This is a genomic window from Terrabacter aeriphilus (genome assembly GCF_039542985.1).
GTDB lineage: Bacteria > Actinomycetota > Actinomycetes > Actinomycetales > Dermatophilaceae > Terrabacter > Terrabacter aeriphilus.
This window is the reverse complement of record NZ_BAABIW010000009.1, coordinates 360,037-380,428: the sequence shown is the minus strand read 5'-3', so window position 1 is coordinate 380,428 and position 20,392 is coordinate 360,037. Positions and strand designations below refer to the sequence as shown.

Genomic DNA, 20,392 nt, shown 5'->3' with positions numbered 1-20,392 from the left:
TTTGTTCCTTCACACCATCACGTGTGCGATTGACGTCCCGTAGGCATGCACGCGGGAGTTGGCGAGCAGTTCGGCCGAGCTGGCCTCCCACGTGTGGTGGGCGGCACCGTAGCGCATCTGCACGAAGTTGAACCGGTCGCTCGAGTAGATCGACAGCCCGTCCGTCGCCACCTGCCGTAGGAAGTCGGTGTCCTCGCCCCGGCCGAGGTCGCCGAAGGGGTGCGCGAGCGCCACCTCGCGGGAGGTCACGATGGTCGGGCCCATGACGAAGTCGGTGAACTTGTGCTCCCGCTCGGGGAACCGCACGATCGTCAGGTCCTGCGCCTCGAGGTACATGTGGTGGGCCTGCTTGCCGACGAGCGCGGCGCCGGAGTAGTCGAGCGCGTGCAGCTGGTCGGAGAGGTAGTGCGGCCCGTAGAGGTCGTCGTCGTCCATCTTGGCCACGAGATCCCCCGACGCCGCCGCGACGAGCTGGTTGAGACACGCTCCCAACGACTGCGTCGACGGCGCGTGCAGCACCTGCACGTTCTCGAGCCCCAGCTCGCGCGCCCGCTCGACGACGGCCGCCTCGACCTCGAAGCCGTGGCCGAGCAGCAGCAGCTCGACGTCGACGCCCTGCTGGGCCGCCACGGTCTCGACGACGTGCATCATCTGCTGGGGGCGGTTCGACGACACGAGGGCGCTCACCGTCGGACGCCGCCGCACCTTCGACCCGAGGCCGGCGGCCGCGAGCACCTCGTCCACGCGCCGCTCGTACGTGTGCTCGGTCCAGATCCGCCGCTGCGCGACGTGCACGAGGTGGTCGCGCAGCTCGGGGCTGTTGACGAGCGCGCGCAGCGTCCACTCCGCCTCCTGCGGCTCGTCGACCTGCAGCACCTCGTCGGCGGCGAAGAAGTTCTCGATGGCCGGGCTCGCCGTCGACACGACGGGGGTCCCGCACGCGGTGATCTCAAAGATGCGCCGCGCACACATGCTCGGGCTGTCGACGATCGAGTTGACGTTGAGGAAGACCTTGTAGAGCCGGTATGCCGTCAGCATCTGCGCGTAGTCGAGCGAGCCCACGACGCGCGAGCCGAGCGGCTCCGGGAACTGGTAGTTCGCGTCGCCGCCGAGGTAGCGCGAGAAGATCTCGAGGCCCACCGGCATCCGGGAGCTGACCTCCGCGGCCGCGCCTAGCAGCAGGTCCATCTGCGCGCGGCGCTCGGGGTACTTGTGCGCGAAGTACATCCCGGCGAACGCGACGTCGCGCGACTGGTGGCCCGTGCCGGGCCGCACCGGGTTGTGGATCGCCGGCTGCGCAGCGAAGGCCATGACGCCGACGCGGTCGTGGCCGAGGTCGCGCCGGTAGTCCTCGAGCCGCTCCGAGTCGGTCGTGCGCACGTGGTCGAACAACTTCGCGGTGTCGAGGAACTCGGCGTAGTGCACCGGGTCCTCCTTGTTCCAGAACACCGTCGGTATGCCGTTCTCCCGGCACCACGCGACGAGCTCGACGAGCGCGGGGCGGGGAGCCGACGTGCCCGTCAGCGCGTACTGCCAGGCGTCGCCGTTGCCGTGCCACGCCGACTCGACGAAGACCAGGTCGAGCGGCGCCTCCGCGACCTGCTCGCGCCAGCGCGAGGGCACGAGCTCCACCTGCTGCCACTCGTAGCCGAGGGCGAGGCGCGAGAAGTCGTCGAGGATGACCCCGACCCGCAGCTGCGGGCGCCGGGGAGCCCGGTCGGGCATCGGCCACGCCGCGACGTCGAGCGAGCCGTCGGCCCGGCGCGCCAGCCCGGCAGACGGCTGGTGCCCGGCGATCGACCGGCGACGCCGCCACGTGCGCAGCTGCGAGAGCCCGCCGCGCCGCAGGTGCCAGAGCGCCGTCCGGAGGTCGCTCGGACGGCGTCGGTCATCAGGCATGAGCACCTCGGGTGGTGGGAGCGGGGGCACGGCGCGCTCGGGCGGAGCGGCCTCGCCCGTCCGTGGCGCGACCAACGTAGCCGACCCGGCAGGCGCCTCCGGGCACCCGCGCCCGACCTGGGGCAGAATGACGCAATGCGCAGGAGCCGCGGGCGGGACCTCGCCCTGGGAGTGGCGGCCGTGCTGGCGAACGTGCTGCTCGTGCTCGGCGTCGTCGCCCTCGCGACCGGCCGCTTCAGCCAGTCGGGCGGCACTCCCCCGACCGCGACGACGAGCCGACCGGCCACGACCGGGCCCACCACGGCGAGCCCGTCGCCCAGCACTTCGACGTCGACGACGCCCGCGACGCCCGCGACGCCCGCGGCGCCGGCGATCTCGACCCTGCTCGGCTCCGGCCGCGACGCCACCCTCGTCGTGCTCGGCGACGGCACCGGCGACGAGGCGGGCGAGTGGGTCAGCGCCTTCGCCGAGCAGGCCGGCGACAGCCACCGGGTGACCCTGCGTGGCCTCGACCCCAACGACCCGACGCAGTACGCCTCCAAGGAGAAGATCGGCGCCGCCGGCCCCACCCTGACGATCTGGAACGGCTCGCGCACCGGTGTGACGGCTGACTACCCCGCCAAGCGCCTCGACTTCCTCGCGCCGCGCACCCCTGACGCCGTGCTGCTCAGCTTCGGCCGTGACGACACGGCCTCGGGCATCACCGCCGGGCTCGAGTCGACGTACCGCGCCGTGACGGCCCGCTGGCCCGGCGTCGCCGTCGGCGTCGTGCTGCAGGGCCAGGACCGCGACGACGCCATCGGTCCCGTGCGCACCGCCACCCGCGCGTGGGCCGACTCCCACGGACTGCCCACCGTCGACGTCGCCGCCGCCTTCTCGGCGGCCGGCGACCCCAACACCTTCGTCTCGGTCGTCGACCCGCCTAGCACCAACGCCAAGGGCGGCCGCCTCTGGGCGCGCACGGTGCTCACGGCCCTCGGCGGCGTCGCCCCCTGACGCTCAGGCCGTCCACTACGCTGCGAGCACCGGGAGCCGCCCGGGTGGATCGCGACGCTCGTCCCGCTGGAGGACCCCGGTGTACACGCCCAAGCTGAGCTCACGGCTCGCCGTCGAGGCCCTCGGCACCTTCTGGCTCGTCTTCATCGGCTGCGGGTCGGCGGTCTTCAACACGAAGTTCGTCGTGCGGGCCCTCTCGGACCCTGCGCCCGTCGACCTCGGCATCGGCCACCTCGGCGTCGCCATCGCTTTCGGGCTGGCGGTCACGACGATGGGGTATGCCGTCGGCCACGTCTCGGGGGCCCACTTCAACCCCGCCGTCACCATCGGCATCGCCGTGGCCAAGCGGTTCGAGTGGCGCGAGGTGCCGGCCTACGTCGCCGCGCAGCTCGTCGGTGGGCTCCTCGCCGGCGGCGCGCTCGCCGGGCTCGTGACGTCCCGCGGCCTCTCGGTGACGGGCAACCTCGCCGCCAACGGCTACGGGGCGCTCTCCCCCGGCGGTTTCGGCCTCGGGGCCGTGCTCGTCGTCGAGGCCCTCGTCACGGCGTTCTTCGTCTACATCATCCTCGGCGCGACGAAGGACGACGCCCCGAAGGGGTTCGCGCCGCTCGCGATCGGATTCGGGCTGCTGCTCGCCCACCTCGTCGCCATCCCGATCAGCAACGCCTCGATCAACCCGGCCCGCTCCACCGCCGTGGCCTTCTTCAACGGCAACGGCGCCGTCGGCCAGCTCTGGGTCTTCTGGGTCGCGCCGGTCGTCGGCGGGCTCATCGCCGGCACGACGTTCGCGTGGATCACCGGCGAGCGCCGGGACGACATGGACATCAGCGGGTCGACCGACACCGTCACCAACGCGGCGGTCGACGCCGAGGGCCGCCCCGTCCTCGACGACTGAGCTCGCTCGACGACGGTGCTGCGTGCCGGGCCGTTCAGGCCCTCGCGGTGAACAGCCCGAGGCGGGCGCTGGCGAGCTGCGGGAAGACCGTCGAGGCCGAGATGCCGGCCCGCCGCTCGAGCGCCTCGGCGAGGATCGTGCGGTAGTCGGTCGTCCCGGCGAGGTCGCCGTTGTCGAGGGCGGCCGGGGCGAGCCCGGGCCACCGGCCGTAGACCTTCCCGCCGCGCACCCCGCCGCCGAGCACGAGCGAGACGTTGCCGTGGCCGTGGTCGAGGCCGCCCGAGCCGTTCTGCGCCACGCGCCGGCCGAACTCGCTCAGGGTCACGAGGGTGACGTCCTGCATCTGCGCCCCGAGGTCGCGGTGGAAGGCGGCGAGCGCCTGGCCGAGCTCGGTGAGCTGTCGGAACATCCAGCCGCCGTCGCTGCGCCCGAGGTCGGAGTGCATGTCCCAGTTGCCGACGTCGACCGTGGCCGCACGCAGCCCCACGCGGGCCTTGATGAGCCGGGCCAGGTCGCGCAGCGCGTCACCGACGGCACCCTGGGGGTAGGCCGCCCCGTTCGCCGGCGTGTAGCCGGCCGCCCGCAGCGGGTTCATCGTCGCGAGCGCACCGAGGGTCGCACGGGCGGGAGCGGCGACCGTGGCGGGGGCGCCGGCATAGAGCGCCGACAGGGCCGTGGTCCAGCGTGCCCGCTCCTGCGGGTCGTCGGCACCGCCGAGGCTGAAGCTGTCGACGGTGCGGACCGCGACCTCGGGGTTGGGCCCGATCATCGAGGGCGGCGACGACGCCGCCCCTACCGCGGCGGACGAGAAGCTCGTCACAGGGCCGGTCAGGCCGATCATCCGGTCGAGCCAGCCGGTGCGCAGCGTGCTCCCGGGCGCCGCGTTCTCCATCGCCGCCATCGCCTCGAAGTGCGAGCGGGTCGGGTTGACCTGCCCGACGGCGTGGACGGCCGCGAGGCCGCCTGCGTCCCAGATCGGCTTGAGCGGCGCGAGCGCCGGGTGCAGGCCGAACATCGCGTCGAGCTTGAGGGCCCGGGACGCGGGGATCGCGATGTCGGGACGCGCGGCCGCGTATGCCGGGTCGCCCACCGGGGCGACCGCGGACAGTCCGTCGAAGCCCCCGCGCAGGCTGAGCACGACGACGGTGTCGCCCGTGTAGCCGGCGCCGGCGAACGCGAGCTGCGTGGCGGCGCTCGGGCCGGCCGTGCCGACGACCGCCCCGAGCGCGCCGAGCGCGGAGGCGCCGGCGAGCAGGGTGCGGCGCGAGACCTGGGCGGCGAGCGCCTGCCCGTCGGGGCAGCCGCAGCCCGCGGGGGCGGGCGAGGCAGCCGGGGCGACGTCGGGGGTCGGGGTGCTCGTCATGGTGGTCCTCAGCGGATCGCGAAGTTCGGGGAGTCGAGCAGGAGCGCGACGATCGAGGGCAGGCGCCACGTCACCGCGGCCGAACCGGCCCGCAGCGGGTCGCTCGGCGCGTGGTCGACGAAGCGACAGATCGCCTCGCGCTGCGCGGCGGTCAGCGTGACGAAGAGGCGCGCGGCGAGCGCGTCGACGAGGGCGGCATACGTGCTCGGCAGCGGGGAGGGCACGAACGTCGTCACGGCCGGGCGCGTCATCGCCTTGAGGGTCCAGTTGCCCGCGAGGCCGAGGTGGAAGTTCCAGCGGTTGAGGGTGCTCGACGCGCCGTTCCACGCCGCCGCGACGTCGGGGTAGCCGTTCGGGGCGGGCCAGCCCATCGGCGCCTGGCCGAAGGAGCCGAGGGCCCAGAAGAGGTGGCGCAGGTTGCTGTCGCCGGACGTCGGCGCCGGCTCGGGCGTCAGGCCGAGGACGCGGCACGACGCGAGAGCGTCCTCGTAGGGCGTACGCACCTTCTGGCCCACCGACGCGGCGAACTCCGGCGAGAGGAAGAGCGCGCGCAGCACGGGCGCGATGGCGGTGCCGTTCGCGAGGTAGACCTGGGCGAGCTTCGTGACGAGGGTCGCGGGCGGCGTGTCGGAGACGTAGCGGACGGCGAGCTTGCGGGCGATGCGGTTCGCCGTCGCGGGGTGCTGGGCGAGGTAGGTGAGGTAGCGGGTGGCGACGGCGACACCGTCCTCGGCCACCGGGTTGGGGTCGCTCCAGCCGAGCACCTTGACGGGTCCGACGTAGCGGCGCTGCGGCTTGTAGGAGAAGAGGCCCGACTCGCCGTCGACGCTGAGCCCGGTCAGGACCCGGGCCGACATGCGCACGTCGGTCTCGGTGTAGTTGCCGACGCCGACGGTGTGCAGCTCGAGCAGCTCGCGACCGTAGTTCTCGTTCGGGGCGCGCTTCGTGCTGTCGGCGTTGTCGAGGACCTTGAGCATCGCCGGGTGGCGGGCCGCGGCGTTGAGCATGTCGCTGTAGCGGCCGAGCGCGTGGCGCCGGACGACGTCGCGCTGGAAGAGGTGCGCGTTGTCCCAGACCTCGCTGCTCGGCACCGGGACGACGAGGTGGTTCGTCCAGAAGTCGACGACGGTCTCGAGCAGCTGGCGACGGGAGAAGAGGGCCCGCGCGAGGTGCGACTCGACGACCTCCATCATGACGGCCCAGCGGTCGGTGTCGGGCAGCCGCTCGCGCACCTGCCACGTCTTCCAGCCGAGGCGGGTCCAGCGCTTGAGCAGGGCGTCCATCGCGGGGTCGGGCACGGCCGTCAGCGGGGCGAGCTGGGCGTCGAGCCAGGCGGTGGTGCCGGTCTTGCGCACCTCGGCGACGAGGGCCGGCGTCGGGCCGAACGTGGCGCGGCGGAGCAGGTGCAGCACGGGGTCCGTCGTGGTCGTCGCAGCGGCGAACGGGGCGGCGGCAGGGGTGGCGGCGGGGGTGGCTGCGGGGGCAGCGGTGGGGGCAGCGGTGGCGGAGCCGGCTGTCGCGACGGCGACGGCGCCCAGGGCGGTGCCCGCACCGAGACCGGACAGCACGCGCCGTCGCGCGGGGGCGGCGGCCGGCGACGAGTCGGGGGTCGGAGCGGTCATGCGCATGACGGTAAGCAGCCAACCCCCTCATTGACTCCGTTTTCGGACATTTCGGTGCAGAACTCTCCCCCCGGCGCTCCGTCGCTGACCCGCGGAGCGACTCAGTGACGGAGGCGTGGGCGCGGCGGCGTGATCGGTGCGAAGGTTGGACCTTCAGATCGGCCCACTGAAGTTATGATCTTCACATGACGTCACTGGAGCCCACACCTTCACCTGTCGCGCTCATCGGCGACATCGTCGGGTCGCGCGCCGCCGCCGACCGCGCCGGCCTGCACGCCCGCTTCCAGTCCGTCATCGAGGAGGTCACCGAGGCGGTGCCGGCGCTCGAGCCTCCGGTCATCACGCTCGGCGACGAGTTCCAGGCGGTCTACCCCTCCCTCGGCGACGCCCTGCGTGCCGCCTTCGTCGTCCGCGCCGGGCTCCACCCCGTGGCCGACGTGCGCTTCGGGCTCGGCCGGGGCGCGGTCACGACCCTCGACGCCGCGCGCGGCGTGCACGACGGCCCGGCCTACTGGGCGGCCCGCGACGCCATCGTGCTCGCCGAGGAACGCGCCGGGCGCCCGCAGACGCGGACCGCGCGAACGGCATACCTCGCCCCCGACGAGCCCGCCGCGCTCGTCACCGCCGTGCAGGCCTCCCTCGACTGTCTGGACTTCATGGTTGGCTCGTTGTCGACCACCTCACGCGAGATCCTCGGAGGACTGATGCAGGGCGAAGCGCAGGCCGACGTCGCCGACCGCCTCGGCATCAGCGCCTCGGCCGTCTCGCAGCGGGTGCGGCGCGACGGCCTCGGCGTCGCGCTCGAGGCGCTGGCCCGGCTCGAGGAGCTCCCGTGACCTGGCTGTCGATCGTCCTCGTCGGCCTCGGCGTCGGCGACCTCGTGCGCTCGACGTCGTGGCGTCCGGGCCGGGTCGTCGCCCACGCGACGACCCCGGTCGTGATCCTGCTCGTCGCCCTCCTCGCCGGCATGCACACGTGGGCCGACGCGCTCGCGCTCGCGCTCGCCGCCGTGGCCGGCGCCGCCTGGATCGAGCTCTCGCAGCGCACCCACGAGACGGGGCGCGGCGCCCTGCCGGCGCTGTCGGCCTTCGCCGCCGTCGTCGTCGGCCTGCTCGCGGCCTCCGGGGCCGCCAGCCCCGCCGGCGGGCCGCTCGCGACGTGGCTCGCCTGGGCCGACCTGCCCGGCGCGGGCACTCCCTCCGCGTCGCGGGTGCTGCTCCTCGCCGGCCTCGCCGCCGTCAACCTCGCCACCGCGAACCTCATCGTGCGGCTCGTGCTGCTCGCCATCGGCGCCCTGCGGCCCTCCGACGTCTCGGCGGCGGCGACGGCCGCCGCGGCGGCCGCCGGTGGGGGCGGCAGCCCGTCCTCGGGCACGGGCCAGCAGCCCTCCGACCGGCTCAAGGGCGGCCGTCTCCTCGGACCCATGGAGCGCCTCGTCATCGTCGGCCTCGGGCTGGCGGGCGAGTTCGGCGCGGCCGGGCTCGTCATCGCCGCCAAGGGCCTGCTCCGCTTCCCCGAGATCCAGGCGACGGCCCGCAGCCGCACGGCCACCGACCCGGGTGCCGCGCCGGGCGCCGCGCCCGGCACCGACCCCGGAGCCGACCCGGCCGGCAGCTACCCGGGCGGCCCGGCCGGCATCGACGACGTGACGGAGTACTTCCTCGTGGGCAGCTTCGTCAGCTGGCTCATCGCCCTCGCCTCGCTCGCCCTCGCCGCCTGAGCCTCCGGCCCGCACTGGTAGCGTCGGAGCGTCCAGCGCCACCCATGTGAAGGGCCTTCCTGTGAGCACAACCCCCGTCAAGGTCGCCGTCACCGGCGCCGCCGGCCAGATCGGCTACAGCCTCCTGTTCCGCATTGCGAGTGGTGCCCTGCTCGGGCCCGACACCCCGGTGGAGCTGCGGCTGCTCGAGATCACCCCGGCGCTCAAGGCGCTCGAGGGTGTCGTCATGGAGCTCGACGACTGCGCCTTCCCGACGCTCGCCGGCGTGCAGATCGGCGACGACGCGACGAAGGTCTTCGACGGCGTCAACCACGCCCTCCTCGTCGGCGCGCGCCCGCGCGGCCCCGGCATGGAGCGCGGTGACCTCCTCGAGGCCAACGGCGGCATCTTCGCGCCCCAGGGCAAGGCCCTGAACGAGGTCGCGGCCGACGACATCCGCATCACCGTGACCGGCAACCCGGCCAACACCAACGCGCTCATCGCCATGAGCAACGCCCCCGACATCCCCACCGAGCGCTTCTCGGCCCTGACGCGCCTGGACCACAACCGCGCGATCAGCCAGCTCGCCGCGAAGCTCGGCGTGCCGGTCACCGAGATCAAGAAGATGACGATCTGGGGCAACCACTCGGCCACGCAGTACCCCGACCTCTTCCACGCCGAGGTCGGCGGCCGCACCGCCGCCGAGGCCGTCGGTGACCAGGACTGGCTCGCCGGCACCTTCATCCCGACCGTCGCCAAGCGTGGCGCGGCGATCATCGAGGCCCGTGGGGCCAGCTCGGCCGCGTCGGCCGCGTCGGCGACCATCGACCACGCCCGTACGTGGGTCGAGGGCACCGCCGAGGGCGACTGGGTCTCGATGGCGGTCCGCTCCGACGGCTCCTACGGCGTGCAGGAGGGGCTCATCTCCTCCTTCCCCGTCACGGTCCGGGACGGCCGGTGGAGCATCGTGCAGGGCCTCGACATCAACGACTTCTCGCGCGGCAAGATCGACGCGTCCGTCGCCGAGCTCGCCGAGGAGCGCGACGCCGTCAAGGGTCTCGGCCTCATCTGAGCCCCCGCACCACCTGAACCACCAGCGCGAGCGCCGGTCACCCCAGCGGTGGCCGGCGCTCCCGCGTTCGGGGGCCACCGGCATACGCAAGACCGGTCACGGACCCGCCCGCCGCGGCTGCAACTGCGCCACGGCGCACCTCCAGCCGCCAACCCAGCCTCCGCCCGGCTGCAACTGCGCCACGGCGCGCATCCAGCCGCCAACCCAGCCTCGTCCCGGCTGCAACTGCGCCACGGCGCACCTCCAGCCGCGGGGTCGCGGCGGACGGGCCCGGCGGCACACGGCGTCGGGATGCTCCGCCGGTCAGCCCGTGGAGAGGTCCTCGGTCACGCGCGAGGGCACGTCGGCCGCGACGTTGACCGTCGCCGAGGCGATGAGCACGCCCACGCCGAGGGCGAGCAGGATGAGCACGTCGAGCGCCCGTGAACGCACCGTGAGCCCGCCGGCCTTGCGCGCTGGGCGGGCGACGAGGCGGACGCTCGCGCCGACGAGGAACGCGGCGGCCACGATCCGGCCGCCCCACCGCACGTCGACGAAGGCGATGACGAAGACCCCGGCGGCCGCGACGGCGGCGACGAGGTACCACCAGCTGAGGACGACGAAGCCGCTCCCCCGCCACTGCATCAGGGGCTGCTCAGGCGCCGGCGGCGAGCGAGGCCTCGGCCGCCTCGACGATGTTCGTCAGCAGCAGGGCGCGGGTCATCGGGCCGACGCCACCGGGGTTCGGGCTCACCCAGCCGGCCACCTCGGCGACGTCCGGCGCGACGTCACCGGCGATGTTGCCGTCGACGCGGCTCACGCCCACGTCGAGCACCGCGGCGCCGGGCTTGACCATCTCGCCCGTCACGATGCCGGGCACACCGGCGGCGGCGATGACGATGTCGGCCTGGCGCACCTCGGCCGCGAGGTCCTTCGTGCCGGTGTGGCAGAGCGTCACGGTCGCGTTCTCGCTCTTGCGGGTGAGGATGAGCCCGAGCGGGCGGCCGACGGTCAGGCCGCGGCCGATGACGACGACCTTGGCGCCGGCGATCTGCACGTCGTGCCGGCGGAGCAGCTCGATGCAGCCCATGGGGGTGCACGGCAGCGGCGCGGGCTTGCCGAGCGCGAGCCAGCCGAGGTTCATCGGGTGCAGGCCGTCGACGTCCTTGCCCGGGTCGACGCGCGAGAGCAGCGCCATCTCGTCGAGGCCGGTGGGCTGCTGGACGAGGAAGCCGGTGCACTCGGGGTCGGCGTTGAGCTCGTCGATGACCGCCTCGACCTCGGCCTGGGTGGCCGTGGTCGGCAGGTCACGGCGGATGCTCGTGATGCCGATCTCGGCGCAGTCCTTGTGCTTGGCGTTGACGTACCAGTGGCTGCCGGGGTCGTCGCCGACGAGCACGGTGCCGAGCCCGGGCACGACGCCCTGCTCGCGCAGCCGGGCGACCCGCTGGGTCAGCTCGACCTTGATCGCCTTGAGGGTGGCCTTGCCGTCGAGGATCTGTGCCGTCACGCAGGCCATCCTGCCATCCCGGTCACCGGCCGCCGCACCTCAGGTGAGCTCCGACAGCGCGACGTCGGGGTCGGCGAGCCGGTCGCGCTCGACGACGGTGCGGTCGCGCACGAGCCGCTGCACGTCGTCGATGGTGTCCCAGACGTTGACGTGCATGCCGGCGAGCACCCGCACGCCGTCGCCCTCGGGCACGACCCAGAACGCCATGAACTCGTTGCCCGACGGCTCGCCGCGCAGCACGACCTCGGCATCGGTGCCCCGCGCGACGTGGCCGGCGTACTCCAGCCCCACGTCGTACTGGTCGGAGAAGAAGAACGGCACCGGGTCGTACGTGACGTCCTGCCCGGCCATCGACCGGCCGGCCGCGAGCCCGCCGTCGTTGGCGTTCGCCCAGTGCTCGACGCGGACGTTGGTGCCGAGGGTGACGCTGCGCCAGCTCGCGACGTCACCGGCCGCCCACACCCCGTCGGCGGCCGTGCGGAGCGAGGAGTCCGTGACGATGCCGTTGTCGGTGCGGATGCCGGCCCCCTCGGCGAGGCCGGTGTTCGGGGTGATGCCGACGCCGACGACGACGACGTCGGCGGGCAGGGTGTCGCCCGACGTCGTCACGACGCCGGTCACGGCGTCATCGCCCTCGATGCGCTCCACACCCTCGCCGAAGCGGAACTCGACGCCGTGGCCGCGGTGCAGCTCGGCGAACCACGCGCCCACCTGCTCGCCCATGACCCCGAGGAGCGGGGCGGCCTGCGGCTCGACGACGGTCACGGCGCAGCCGGCCTCGCGCGCGGCGGCCGCCACCTCGAGGCCGATCCAGCCCGCGCCGACCACGACGACGCGCGCGCCGTCGGTGAGGCGGGCCTTCAGCGCCTCGGACTCCTGCATCTCGCGCAGGTAGAGCACGCCGTCGAGGTCGGCCCCGGGCACCTCGAGCGCGCGGGCGGACGAGCCGGTCGCGAGCAGCAGCCGCTCGTAGGAGAGGGCGGTGCCGTCGGAGAGGGTGAGCGCGTGCCCCTCGGCGTCGAGCGAGGTGGCCGGCGTGCCGAGCCGCAGCTCGACGTCGTGGTCGGCGTACCAGTCCCGGTCGTGCGTGTAGGCCGACTCGAGCTCGTCGTCGCCCTTGAGCGCGCCCTTCGACAGCGGCGGGCGCTCGTAGGGCAGCCGGTCCTCCTCGGTGACGAGCACGATCGAGCCCGTCGTGTCGCTCTCGCGGATGCCCTCGATCGCCTTCGCTGCCGCCAGCCCCCCGCCGACGATGACGTATGCCGTGCGCTCCGGCCCTGCGGTCGTGTCAGTGTCCATGCCTCACCCTCACATGCGGACGGCCCACCGTCGAGGGCCGCCCCGGCCGGGTGGTCAGGACGTCCAGGCCCGCCACAGGGCGGCGTACTCCCCGTCCTGGGCGACGAGCTCGTCGTGGCTGCCGAGCTCGGCGACCCGCCCGTCGATGACGACCGCGATGCGGTCGGCGTCGTGCGCGGTGTGCAGCCGGTGCGCGATGGCCACGACGGTCCGGCCGGTCATCAGCGCGTTCATCGAGCCCTCGAGGTGACGCGCGGTGCGCGGGTCGATGAGCGAGGTCGCCTCGTCGAGCACGATGGTGTGCGGGTCGGCGAGGATGAGCCGGGCCAGGGCGATCTGCTGGGCACGACCCGGTGTCAGCGCCTGGTGACCCGAACCGAGCTTCGTGTCGAGCCCCTCAGGCAGCCGCTCGACCCAGTCGAGCGCGTCGACGGCGCGCAGCGCGTCGCGCACCTGCTCGTCGGTGGAGCCCTCGCGGGCGAGCACGACGTTGTCGCGCACCGAGCCGATGAAGACGTGGTGCTCCTGGGTCACGAGGGCGACCTCGGTGCGCAGCACGTCGAGGGGCAGCGACGTCAGCTCGACGCCGCCCACCGCCACCGAGCCGGTGCGCGGGCCGTGGATGCCCGACAGGAGGCGACCGAGCGTCGACTTGCCCGAGCCGCTCGGCCCGACGACGGCGAGCCGCTCACCGGTGGTGAGGCTGAGGTCGATGCCGTGGAGCACGTCGTGGCCGGCGCGGTAGGCGTAGCGCAGGTCGCGCCCGACGAGGTCGGGGCCGGCCGGCAGGTCGTCACCGGCCTCACGGTCGGGCGGCACCGTGGCGATGCCGAGCAGGCGGGTCGTCGAGGCCATGCCGACCTGCACGCGGTCGACCGTGTGCACGAGCATGTCGAAGGGGCCCCAGAGCGCCTCGGTGTAGAGGATGGCCGTCGTGATCTGGCCGAGCGTGGCCCAGCCCTGCGTGTAGCCGATCGCGCCGAGGAGGAGGACGAGCACGCGCGGCGTGCTGAACGCGATGTCCATGACGGCGAAGAGCAGGTTGCGCATCGTCAGCGTGTAGCGCTCGGCCTGGCCCGAGACCTCGATGTCGTCGTCGCCGCGACGCAGGCGGTGGCTGCGCAGGCCGAGCGCCTCGACGGTACGGGCACCCTCGACGGTCTCGGTCAGGGTCGTGTTGATCCGCGAGTAGGTGCCGCCCTCGGTGAGGTAACCCTTGGGCGCGCGCTGCAGGTAGCGACGGACCTGGATCAGGGCCAGGCCCATGAGCACGATCGACGGCGCGGAGAGCAGCGCCGAGTTGCTGAGCATCGCGACGAGCGTCAGCACCACCGTGATGCTCGCGACGATCGACTCGGGCAGGGCCCAGCGCACGCTCTCGCTCATGGTGCCGACGTCGCGGGTGACGCGCGTGACGAGGTCGCCGGAGCTCGCGCTCTCGACGCGCGAGAGCGGCAGGCGCAGGATGGCCCGCACGACGAACTCACGGGCGCTGGCGAGCACGCTCTGCCCGAGCACCGCCGAGGAGATCTTCGCGGCGAGGGTGAAGGCGCTCTGCACGATGACCAGCCCCGCCACGACCAGGGCGGCCGAGTTCGCCCCGGCGAGAGCGGCGTCCACGCGCCCGGCCTGCACGTCGGCGACCGTCGAGTCGACGAGCTCACCGAGCAGCCGGGGCACGAGGAGGCCGGCCGTGGCGGCGAGGGCGTTGGCGAGCACGACGACCACGACGAGGCGCCGCTCGTCGGAGAGCAGCCGCCCGACGAAGCGCACGACGCGCCGGTTGTCGGCGATGGGCAGGCCGGTGCGGGCGTTCATCGTGTCGGCGACGAACTCCTGGGCCCGGCGCTCGCGCAGCAGGTGGCGCCGGTGCAGGGCCACGACCCGCTCGCGCACCGAGACGTCGGTGGGCGGTCGCAGCTCGTCGGGCACGGCGGGCGGCGCGGCGGGTGCGTCCCAGGTGCGGGCCGACTCGGCCGCGAGGTCGGCGGGCAGGTCCGGCGACAGGGCCGGCACACCTGCTGTGGCGCCGGAGGGCGGCGGGGAGCCGGCGGGAGACATGTGCTGGTCGACGTCGGTCATCGCAGCTCCTCCCGGTCGTCGTGGTGGACGGGGTCGACGTCGACGTCCTGGGGCCCGTGGGCGACGGTGAGGGCGTCGAGGTCAGCCGGCTCTGGGCTCGAGCCGGGGGTCGCCTCGCCACGCACGACGACGGACCGGTAGGCCGCGGACTCGGCGAGCAGATCGGCGTGGCGGCCGCGCGCGGTGGCGGCGCCGTCCTCGAGGAGGATGACCTCGTCGGCGTGGTGGAGCAGCAGCGGCGACGCCGTCATGACGACCGTCGTGCGGCCGTGGCGGTGCGCGCCGAGACGCTCGGCGATGCGGGCCTCGGTGTGGGCGTCGACGGCCGAGGTCGGCTCGACGAGCACGAGCACGTCGGGGTCGGCAGCGAGCGCGCGCATGAGCACGAGGCGCTGGCGCTGGCCGCCGGAGAGGCCGCGGCCGCGCTCCTCGAGCTCGCCCTGCCAGCCGCCCGGGAGCGCGTCGAACACGTCGTCGGCGGCGGCCGTGTGCAGGGCCCGCTCGGCCTCCGCGCGGCTCAGCCGACCGAGCGGGTCGATGGCCGAGCGCAGCGTGCCGGCGAAGACCTGGGGCGCCGTGTCGCTGACGAGGATGCGGGCGCGCACCTCGTCGAGGTCCACGCGCGAGAGGTCGACCCCACCGACGCTGACCCCCCACGGCTGGCGGGCGCGCTCCTCGTCGCGGCGGGCCTGCTCCTCGCGGGCCCGGGCGCGGGCCGAGCGCTCCCGGCGTGCGGCGCGGCCCTTGAGCTCCTCGGGGATCTCGTCGCTGACGAGAGCACCCTCCTCGCTCGGCAGGTAGCGCCCGAGGCGGTCGGCCAGCGCCGCGGAGTCGTCGGGCACGGCCGAGACGACCATCGTCAGCACGCCGGGGCGGATCGTCGTGCCCGACTCGGTGTCGACGATCTCGGCGGTGGTGTCGAGCGGTTGCGGCGCGTCGGGGTGCACCCACGGCGGTCGCTGCGACAGCACGGCGACGGCCTTGCGGGCCGAGACGACCGACCGCGTCCACTTCTGGGCGAACTCGACGAAGGTGCGCATCGGCTGCACGAGGAAGAGGCCGTAGCCGAGGAAGCTGACGAGCTCGCCGACGGTGAGCCGGCCCTGCGCGACCTCGCGCGTGCCGAGCCAGAGCAGCGCGACGACGAAGCCGCCGGAGAGCAGCACGCCGACCGACTCGACGGCGGCGAGCCACCGGCCGGCCGACACGCCGGAGTGGCGCACGCGCTGGGACTGGGAGGCGTAGTTGCCGCCGAAGGTCTCCTCGCCGCCGATGCCCCGCAGGATGCGCAGGCCGCCGACGATGTCGGTGGCCATCGACGTCAGCTCGGAGTTGCGGGAGCGCTCGACCCCCTGCCAGCGCTGCATGGGGCGCAGCAGGGGCGTGCCGAGGAGCACGAGCAGCGGCGCCGACACGAGCACGAGCACGCCCATGCGCACCGACGTCGTCAGCACGATGGCTGCGACGGCGAGGTAGGCGACGAGCTGCGAGAAGGCGCGCGTGCAGATCTCCATCAGGGCGCCGAACTGGTCGCCGTCACTGCCCGAGACCGAGAGCACCTCACCGGTCGGGGTGCGGCGGGTCAGCACGTGACCGAGCTGCAGGGCCTTGCGGGTGACGAGCTTCGTCGTGCCGTACAGGGCGATGAGCCACTCGCGGACGATGATCGTGTGGAAGACGATGCCGCTCGCCGCGCCGAGCGTGGTGACGACGGCGAGCGCGACGACCCAGCGCGTCGTCGCCGACGAGTCGCCGGTCACGATGCCGGTGTCGATGGCGCGACCGACCATCCACGGCCCCAGCGTCTGCGGGACCATCCACGCCAGCGCCGCGAGCAGCCCGGCCCAGAAGAGCACGCCGTTCTGGCGCACCATCCACCACAGGAAGGCCCGCGGGGTGCGCGTGTCGGGCACGTCGGCGCCCCGGTCGGTGTAGGCCCGGATCTCGGGCGGGAAGTCTCGCATGGCGTGTCCACCCTAGGCGGGCGCACCGACACGCACCCACCCAATTTCCCCGGGCGGGTGCGCGTCGCGCTCCTACCGCGCGGCTGCCTCGGCGAGGGCCGTGAGCGCCTGGGTGAAGCACTGCTCGGGCGGCGTCACGAGACCCGCGCCGACCTGGCCGGTGCCGGCCACGCGCCCCGCCATGCCGGTGTTGATCTGCGGCAGGATGCCGGTGCGCGCCACGGCCGCGACGTCGATGCCGGTCGGCGTGCCCCGGAACTCGAGGATCGGCACCTGGTAGGCCGTGTGCTCCCCCACGGCGATCTCGTACATCGTCTGCGTGGCCCGCAGCGCGAACGGCACGTCGCCCCCGACGAACTTGACGATGGCCGGGGCCGCCGCCATCGCGAAGCCGCCGATGCCGGCCGTCTCGGTGATCGCCGAGTCGCCGATGTCGGGGTTCGCGTCGTCCGGTCCGTAGGAGCCGAGGAAGAGGCCCTCGGGCGTGTTCGCCGGTCCGGTGAACCACTGGTCGCCGGTTCCGGAGACCCGGATACCGAAGTCGGTGCCGTTGCGAGCCATCGTCGTGACGACCGACGAGCCCGGGATGCCGTGCGCCGCAAGGGTGCTCAGCTTGCAGGCCGGCATGCCGAGGTTGAGGAAGAAGTGCTCGTTCGCGCCGGAGAACCGCACGGCCTCCGCGATGTCGGTCGACGAGGCGTCGGCCGTGATCATCGTCGGCAGCAGCTCGCGCAGCAGCATGAGCGAGCCGGCCCGGTTGCGGTTGTGTCCCTCGTCGCCCATCTGGAGCATCTGGGCGATGATCGCCTTGACGTCGATCGGTCCCTGCTGCTCGACGCGGGCCCGCACGGCCTGCTGGAGGATCGGGCCGAGCACCGTGTTCATCCACGTCAGCCGCTCGATGACCTCGGGGCCGTACGCGCCGTAGCGCAGCACCTTGCCGAGGCCCTCGTTCAGCGAGCACCACGACGTGTTGTCGTGCACCTCGTCGCGCAGCTCGTAGACCCACATCGAGGGGCTCGTCACGCCGGCCATCGGGCCGACCGCGTCGCGGTGGTGGCACGGCTCGAGCGTGATGCCGTCACCCTTCTCGAGCTTGGCCTCGGCCTCCTCGGCGGTCTCGGCGAGGCCCTCGAAGAGCATCGCGCCGATGAGGGCACCGCGCAGCGGACCGGAGGCCCGGTCGAAGGTGATCGGCGGCCCGGCGTGCAGGAACGTGCCCCGCTCCAGCCCGAGCACCTCGTGGGCCGGGCGCACGTCGACGAGGTCGGCGCCCGCAGCGGTCATGCGGCGCAGCGCCTCGGCGTTGGCGGCGTCGCGCCGGGAGTCGGCGAGCACCCGCGAGAGGTCGCCGGCCGTGCCGGGCATCGGCGGCTGCCAGGCCGCCTCGGTCACCGAGACCGCCTGCGCGCGCAGGGCGTCGGAGAAGAGGGAGACGCCGGCGGCGGCGACGGACAGGTCGTGCGAGAGCAGCCCGTGCAGCGGCTCACCCCCGGCCTCACCCGCGTCCTCGCCCGCGGCCTCGCCTGCGGGCTCGCCCTCCGTCTCGCCCTTCGCGGGGGCGCCTTGAGTCGACGACGCGGCAGCTCCGTCGGTCGAGGGGGCACCGGCCTCGTGGCCGAGGAGGCGCAGGGCCTCGCGCGTGGCCGCCGCGTTCGAGAGCAGGACGGCGGCGCCCGCGTCGACGAGCAGTCCCGCGCTCTTCTCGAGCCCCTGCGGGTCGCCCTCCGACCCGGTCAGCGAGACGACGACGTCGAGGCGCCGCCCGTCCGCGGCCGCCGTGGCCCGCGCCGCGCGCACCGCCTCGGCGAGCTCCGGCGCCGGGTCGGCGTGGGCGCCGTGACCGAGCACGAGGTCGAGCAGCAGGACGCCGCACGTCGGGTCGGCCGCCTCGGCGGCGATCCGCTCGAGACGCAGCGAGGGGTCGATCATCGGGTGCGCGCGGCCGACCGTCATGGCGTCGTCGCCGAAGTCGAGCACGACGTGCCCGGCATCGCGCAGGTCGGCCCCGAGGGCGAGCTCGGGCCGGAGCGGGATGTTGGATCGGATGTCGCCGAGCACCTCGCCGGCGACGAGCATCGCCTCGTCGGCGAGCGTGCCACCGCAGAACAGGCCACGCAGCGAGCTGCCCTGTGCACCAGAGGTGTTCGAGGTAGCGGCTCCAGTCGAACCCCAGGACGGCCAGGCCTGCGGCACCTCGTGACCGGTGGCCGCGAGAGCCACCTCGACGGCCGACGTCAGGTCGGGGCGACCGGCTCCGAGCGTCGCCCAGTGGACCGGCTTGCCCAGTCCGGCGGCATACGCCTCGAGGTCGGCGAGCACCTCGGGCGCCGGGGGCTTGGACACGACGACGATCGACGTCGTGTCGGGGTCGGCGGCGAGGGCCGCGAGCGCCTGCTTCGTCGAGCGCGCGGCGACGGCCGAGGACAGGTCGCGCCCGCCGACGCCGAGGCAGTGGCTGATGCCGACCCCGGCCGCGTCGAGCAGGCACATGACCTGCTGGGCCCCCGTGCCGGACGCCGCGACGAGACCGACCGAGCCGGCCCGCACGACGTTGGCGAAGCCGAGGGCGACGCCGCCGACCACGGCCGTGCCGCAGTCCGGGCCCATGACGAGCACGTCGGCCGCGGCGGCCGCCTCCTTGAGGCGCACCTCGTCCTCGACCGGCACGTTGTCGGAGAAGACCATCACCGAGACGCCGGCGCGCACGGCGTCGAGCGCCTCGGCCACGGCGTGCTCACCGGGCACCGACACGAGGCCGAGCTCGGCGCCCGACAGGCGAAGGGCCCCGCCGAGGGTGCGCGCAGCGGGCGCGTCGCCGAAACCTCCGGAACCGCTAGCTGCAGAGTGCTTCTGGGTCAACGCCGCCTCGAGGGCAGCGGTGCCGGCGGCGATGCCGGACTCGTCGCCGCGGATGGCGACGACGAGGTCGTTGGGCGCCGACTCGGGCACCTCGAAGCCCATGCCCCGGATCACCTCGAGGTTGAGCTCGGTCGCCATGGCGACCTGGGCGGCCTCGACTCCGGGCGCGGCGGCGACGGTGCGCGACACCTGCATGAGCGTCACGGAGTCGAAGTAGGCACCGGTTCTCAGCTCGACGTGGTCAGCCACGATGGGCTCCTTCCTGGGGGGCGGTTTCGAGGGAGGCGTCGACGGCGCGCAGGGCACCGGAGACGCCGGAGAGCAGGTCCCGACCGGACGAGTGCCCGATCGAGAGCACGCGGTCGACCAGGCGGTCGCGGTCGAAGAGAGGCGCCCCGCCCGCGGCGACGAGGCTGACGAGGCGCGCGACGTCGGGCACGGCATACCCGGCGCCGGCGGCCACGAGGAGGGCGGCCGAGAGGCTCGTCGTCGAGGGCAGCGCCTCGCGGACGGCGTCACGGAGCGAGCCGAGGGCCCGCCGGGGGGCCGGGGCGTCGACGGCGCCGAGCGTCAGCAGCACGCCGCAGAGCGCGTCGTCGCCGCTCGGTGTGAGCCCGCGGCCCACGCCGACGAGACCGCGCACGCCCGGACCGACCGGCCGCCCGGCCAGCGCGGTAGCGGTCAGGTCGTGTGCGAGGTCACCGAGCACCCCCGGCTCAGGCAGGCGCACGGGCACCGCGCCGACGCGCAGCAGCCGGCGACGTCTCGGGGCCACCGGCCGCACGCGCGCCGGGCGCTGGGTGCGCGAGGCGACGACCTCGAGGCCCGGGAGGACCACACGGCCCTCGCCGACGGCGACGACGTCACCCGGCTCGACGCCCCACCGCACCGCGGCGGCAGGCACGGCGAGCCGCACCCCGATCGGCAGGGCCAGCGCGTCGGACGCGAGCACGGCGAGGACGCGCTCGTGCGCGCCGAGGTCGAGGTAGACGCACGTCGGGAAGGCGGCCAGCACGCGGGCCCGTCGCGGCGCACCCGTCACCTCGGCCAGCACGAGGGGCGACACCGCGCCGGGCAGCAGGGCGGTGCCGGGTCGCTCGCCCATCGCGCCTCCGCTCCTCGAACCGTGTGCCGTATGCCGTGTGTGGGT

The 20,392-nt window shown here is 74.2% G+C and carries 15 protein-coding genes; 5 read left to right on the top strand and 10 right to left on the bottom strand.

Annotated features, from left to right (window positions below):
* Positions 1-9 precede the first annotated feature (9 nt).
* Positions 10-1,899, bottom strand: coding sequence for a glycosyltransferase family protein (locus tag ABD979_RS06730; protein ID WP_345506678.1), 1,890 nt, complete (start codon positions 1,897-1,899; stop codon positions 10-12).
* Between the two features lie 135 nt (positions 1,900-2,034).
* Between ABD979_RS06730 and ABD979_RS06725 the strand changes: the two genes are divergently transcribed.
* Positions 2,035-2,895 (top strand): SGNH/GDSL hydrolase family protein, encoded by an 861-nt coding sequence (locus tag ABD979_RS06725; protein ID WP_345506677.1) that lies wholly within the window; start codon positions 2,035-2,037, stop codon positions 2,893-2,895.
* A gap of 79 nt (positions 2,896-2,974) precedes the next feature.
* On the top strand, positions 2,975-3,790 hold the full coding sequence (gene aqpZ, locus ABD979_RS06720; protein WP_345506676.1) for an aquaporin Z: 816 nt from the start codon (positions 2,975-2,977) through the stop codon (positions 3,788-3,790).
* Positions 3,791-3,824: 34 nt separating this feature from the next.
* On the opposite strand, the gene ABD979_RS06715 is transcribed toward aqpZ, so the two are convergent.
* Both ABD979_RS06715 and ABD979_RS06710 read right to left on the bottom strand, forming a co-directional pair.
* Positions 3,825-5,153, bottom strand: a complete 1,329-nt coding sequence (locus ABD979_RS06715; protein ID WP_345506675.1) for a DUF1501 domain-containing protein — start codon at positions 5,151-5,153, stop codon at positions 3,825-3,827.
* Positions 5,154-5,161: 8 nt separating this feature from the next.
* Entirely contained in the window at positions 5,162-6,775 is a 1,614-nt protein-coding gene (locus ABD979_RS06710; RefSeq protein ID WP_345506674.1) for a DUF1800 domain-containing protein, read from the bottom strand.
* A 185-nt stretch (positions 6,776-6,960) separates the two neighbouring features.
* On the opposite strand from ABD979_RS06710, the gene ABD979_RS06705 reads away from it, so the two are divergent.
* The 3 genes from ABD979_RS06705 (at position 6,961) to ABD979_RS06695 (ending at position 9,546) form a co-directional block, all read left to right on the top strand.
* Positions 6,961-7,611, top strand: coding sequence for a SatD family protein (locus ABD979_RS06705; protein ID WP_345506673.1), 651 nt, complete (start codon positions 6,961-6,963; stop codon positions 7,609-7,611).
* A complete protein-coding gene (locus ABD979_RS06700; RefSeq protein WP_345506672.1) occupies positions 7,608-8,495 on the top strand; it encodes a hypothetical protein in 888 nt (295 codons plus the stop codon). Before ABD979_RS06705 ends, ABD979_RS06700 begins: the two co-directional genes overlap by 4 nt.
* Positions 8,496-8,556: 61 nt before the next feature.
* Positions 8,557-9,546 carry a malate dehydrogenase gene (locus ABD979_RS06695; RefSeq protein WP_345506671.1) on the top strand — a complete coding sequence of 330 codons (990 nt, stop codon included), beginning with the start codon at positions 8,557-8,559 and terminating at the stop codon, positions 9,544-9,546.
* A gap of 303 nt (positions 9,547-9,849) precedes the next feature.
* Here ABD979_RS06695 and ABD979_RS06690 read toward each other — a convergent pair whose 3' ends face one another.
* From ABD979_RS06690 to ABD979_RS06660, 7 genes are all read right to left on the bottom strand, one after another.
* Positions 9,850-10,170 carry a DUF3017 domain-containing protein gene (locus ABD979_RS06690; protein WP_345506670.1) on the bottom strand — a complete coding sequence of 107 codons (321 nt, stop codon included), beginning with the start codon at positions 10,168-10,170 and terminating at the stop codon, positions 9,850-9,852.
* A 10-nt stretch (positions 10,171-10,180) separates the two neighbouring features.
* Complete coding sequence (locus tag ABD979_RS06685) at positions 10,181-11,035, bottom strand: bifunctional methylenetetrahydrofolate dehydrogenase/methenyltetrahydrofolate cyclohydrolase (protein ID WP_345506669.1); 855 nt, start codon at positions 11,033-11,035, stop codon at positions 10,181-10,183.
* Between the two features lie 39 nt (positions 11,036-11,074).
* On the bottom strand, positions 11,075-12,334 hold the full coding sequence (locus ABD979_RS06680; protein ID WP_345506668.1) for an NAD(P)/FAD-dependent oxidoreductase: 1,260 nt from the start codon (positions 12,332-12,334) through the stop codon (positions 11,075-11,077).
* Between the two features lie 54 nt (positions 12,335-12,388).
* The gene (locus tag ABD979_RS06675; protein WP_345506667.1) at positions 12,389-14,416 is read right to left on the bottom strand and encodes an ABC transporter ATP-binding protein; all 2,028 of its coding nucleotides are present in this window, start codon (positions 14,414-14,416) and stop codon (positions 12,389-12,391) included.
* On the bottom strand, positions 14,413-16,380 hold the full coding sequence (locus ABD979_RS06670; RefSeq protein WP_345506666.1) for an ABC transporter ATP-binding protein: 1,968 nt from the start codon (positions 16,378-16,380) through the stop codon (positions 14,413-14,415). The genes ABD979_RS06675 and ABD979_RS06670 overlap by 4 nt, the downstream gene beginning before the upstream one ends.
* Before the next feature lie 72 nt (positions 16,381-16,452).
* Entirely contained in the window at positions 16,453-19,491 is a 3,039-nt protein-coding gene (locus ABD979_RS06665) for a bifunctional FdrA/YlbE family protein (protein WP_345506665.1), read from the bottom strand.
* On the bottom strand, positions 19,484-20,347 hold the full coding sequence (locus ABD979_RS06660) for an oxamate carbamoyltransferase subunit AllH family protein (protein ID WP_345506664.1): 864 nt from the start codon (positions 20,345-20,347) through the stop codon (positions 19,484-19,486). The genes ABD979_RS06665 and ABD979_RS06660 overlap by 8 nt, the downstream gene beginning before the upstream one ends.
* Positions 20,348-20,392 lie beyond the last annotated feature (45 nt).

Excerpts from the sequence above, each read along its gene's own strand:
- ABD979_RS06680 (WP_345506668.1), bottom strand. The coding sequence starts at position 12,334 with ATGGACACTGACACGACCGCAGGGCCGGAGCGCACGGCATACGTCATC.
- ABD979_RS06675 (WP_345506667.1), bottom strand. The coding sequence starts at position 14,416 with ATGACCGACGTCGACCAGCACATGTCTCCCGCCGGCTCCCCGCCGCCC.
- ABD979_RS06730 (WP_345506678.1), bottom strand. The coding sequence starts at position 1,899 with ATGCCTGATGACCGACGCCGTCCGAGCGACCTCCGGACGGCGCTCTGG.
- ABD979_RS06670 (WP_345506666.1), bottom strand. The coding sequence starts at position 16,380 with ATGCGAGACTTCCCGCCCGAGATCCGGGCCTACACCGACCGGGGCGCC.
- ABD979_RS06660 (WP_345506664.1), bottom strand. The coding sequence starts at position 20,347 with ATGGGCGAGCGACCCGGCACCGCCCTGCTGCCCGGCGCGGTGTCGCCC.
- ABD979_RS06705 (WP_345506673.1), top strand. The coding sequence starts at position 6,961 with ATGACGTCACTGGAGCCCACACCTTCACCTGTCGCGCTCATCGGCGAC.
- ABD979_RS06710 (WP_345506674.1), bottom strand. The coding sequence starts at position 6,775 with ATGACCGCTCCGACCCCCGACTCGTCGCCGGCCGCCGCCCCCGCGCGA.
- ABD979_RS06715 (WP_345506675.1), bottom strand. The coding sequence starts at position 5,153 with ATGACGAGCACCCCGACCCCCGACGTCGCCCCGGCTGCCTCGCCCGCC.
- ABD979_RS06690 (WP_345506670.1), bottom strand. The coding sequence starts at position 10,170 with ATGCAGTGGCGGGGGAGCGGCTTCGTCGTCCTCAGCTGGTGGTACCTC.
- ABD979_RS06725 (WP_345506677.1), top strand. The coding sequence starts at position 2,035 with ATGCGCAGGAGCCGCGGGCGGGACCTCGCCCTGGGAGTGGCGGCCGTG.